Genomic DNA, 2,139 nt, shown 5'->3' with positions numbered 1-2,139 from the left:
GGCTGGCTGGCCTGCTCAACCGCGCCACGCTTGAACTCGGCAGTGAACTTCCTGCGCTTTGACATGAACACTCCTCATGGCCTTGATCGGCCTTCTTGTAAGTGTCCGTGAAAACGGGGGTGAACCCCCATCATATGTTCCGCTGTGCTGTATCAGTTTCCCACCGTTCTGCTGAACTTGGTGAAGGTCTTCACACCCTAGGCACTCAAGCGAACTGCGGATCCTCGAGTGGTCTAGGGCAATGCTCTTGTATGGATTGACTGCCACTTCCGTGTGGCTCGAATAGTTATAACAGGCTATTATAACAGGTTTTCTGGATAGTCAAGCCTCACGGGTGAAACCTAGATGTATCAGACAGCTGCGAAGCGAACTGGCCCGGCTGGTAGCGCGGCAAGTCCACGTTGGGCTGATAGAGCTCCAAGGCGTTGATCTGCTTGCTGCGCGTCACCTGCGGCTTCTTGTGGAGGTAGTGCCTGCGCAGCACCTGGACCCGGTCCCGTGGATCGGTGCTGTGGCCGGTGACCAAGGCGATCTCCTTCTCTGGAACGTCGTTGACATCGAGTTCCGTCGCCAGCGTGTGGCGGAAGGCATGGAACCCGATGCCCTTGGGGAAGCCCAGGCTCTTCAGGTAACGCCCAAAGTCAACCACGAACTGTTGGCTGTAACGCGCATTGGTTTCCCCCGTCGTGCGGTTCACACCAGCAGAGAGCAGCGGGAACAGTCGAGGATGGCCCGTTTCCTTCATGTCCTCCACGAACTCGAGGAAGCCTGCCTCCAGGAGCGGCTTGGCGATGGGGATGATGCGCATACAGCCCGCGCCTTTCATGCTTTGCCGGCTGCGCCGCCGTCGCTTCGGGTCTGCGGCCAAGTCTTGGTCCAACGTCTTCTGGAAAGCGATGCACCACACCCCGCGTTCCTCAATGATGTCGCTCAACTTCAGCTGGCAGACTTCGTTGACCCTGGCACCGGTATACAAGCCGATCATCGGTGCCCACCAATACTGCGGCTTCTTGGCCCAGGGGATGAAGGTTGCGGGGTCAAAAATGGCTTGCAGGTCTGCGTCCTCGAACAAGCGGATCGCCTTGTCGGGGTTGATGGTGTGATCTTCCTTGGGCTTCCGAAACGCCTTCATCGGTGACAAGTCGATGGCTTGCCCGTTCACCAGGTGATTGAAGAAGGCGACCAAGAAGCGCCTGTGGCGCTCTTCTGTGGCCGGGGCCAGCGGCGGCACGTCTTGCTCTTTCCCCAGGGCGATTGCCTCGTCAAAGGAGAGGTCCTTCAGCAGTGGATCCGACACCAAGTTCCTTGGGGCCCAGCGCAGCAGTTTCCAGAGCGCCTGGATGTGGTAATAGTCCACTCGAGCCGCCGAGATGTTGCCGCAGGTGAGAAGCAGTAGCTTCAACGTGCGCTCGGTGGACTGGATGGTTTTGGGTTCCAGTTGCCGGCGACGCATGTCCTCCAGATGATCCTCGATCTCCTTGGCCAGAGGACGCGACGGAGTGCCCATGGGCAGCTGAGCGGGATAGCGCGTGCTGTTCTTCAGACCGCTCTTCCGTCCGGTTTCGTCGAGCGCAGCGAGGATGCATTCCTGCAGGTTGATAGCGGCTTCCCGGCCTCGGATGATGGCGCGGTCAATGCGGAACCGTCCGATGTGGATGCCTTCCAAATGCAGGAGGCCGAACGGCGAGGCGACGTAATCGTTGAGTGCTGCGGAGGGGGTGCTGGTCATGGGTCACTTCCATCGAAAGATGGAAGTAGGGATATGACAGGACGAAAATTCGTCAACGGGGGCGATACAAAAATCTGCGGTGTCGGCGCAGTCCTTAGGCGTCAGGGTGTCCCCTCTGGGATGCCCTCCAGATTCGCTAATCCGTTACCTGGCGGAAACCTTTATAAACCAAGGGTTGCGAGGGAATTCGTGTCGATTTATCGCAGTCAATTCTGTACTGTTTGCAGTAAATAGTCGCCCCTGAAAAACCCCCAGGCTGCATCCATTGCAAGGCTTAACCTGCGTTTTAGGTGTGCTGGAATTGCCAGTTTTCGTTACTCTACGAACTGGTTTCTGGCAGTTTTCGCCCATGCGTACACGCCGTCCTGCCGCCGAGCAGTTGCCTGCCGATGAGTTGTTTCGTTCGCGTT

1 protein-coding gene is annotated in these 2,139 nt (G+C 57.8%); it reads right to left on the bottom strand.

What is annotated here, in order from left to right; translation table 11 throughout:
• Nucleotides 1-328 precede the first annotated feature (328 nt).
• Entirely contained in the window at nt 329-1,729 is a 1,401-nt protein-coding gene (locus tag F7R02_RS25080; RefSeq protein ID WP_078589955.1) for a site-specific integrase, read from the bottom strand.
• Nucleotides 1,730-2,139 lie beyond the last annotated feature (410 nt).

The organism is Xanthomonas cissicola, assembly GCF_008801575.1.
GTDB lineage: Bacteria > Pseudomonadota > Gammaproteobacteria > Xanthomonadales > Xanthomonadaceae > Xanthomonas > Xanthomonas cissicola.
The sequence above is the reverse complement of the archived record's forward strand: the minus strand, read 5'-3'. Positions and strand labels throughout refer to the sequence as shown.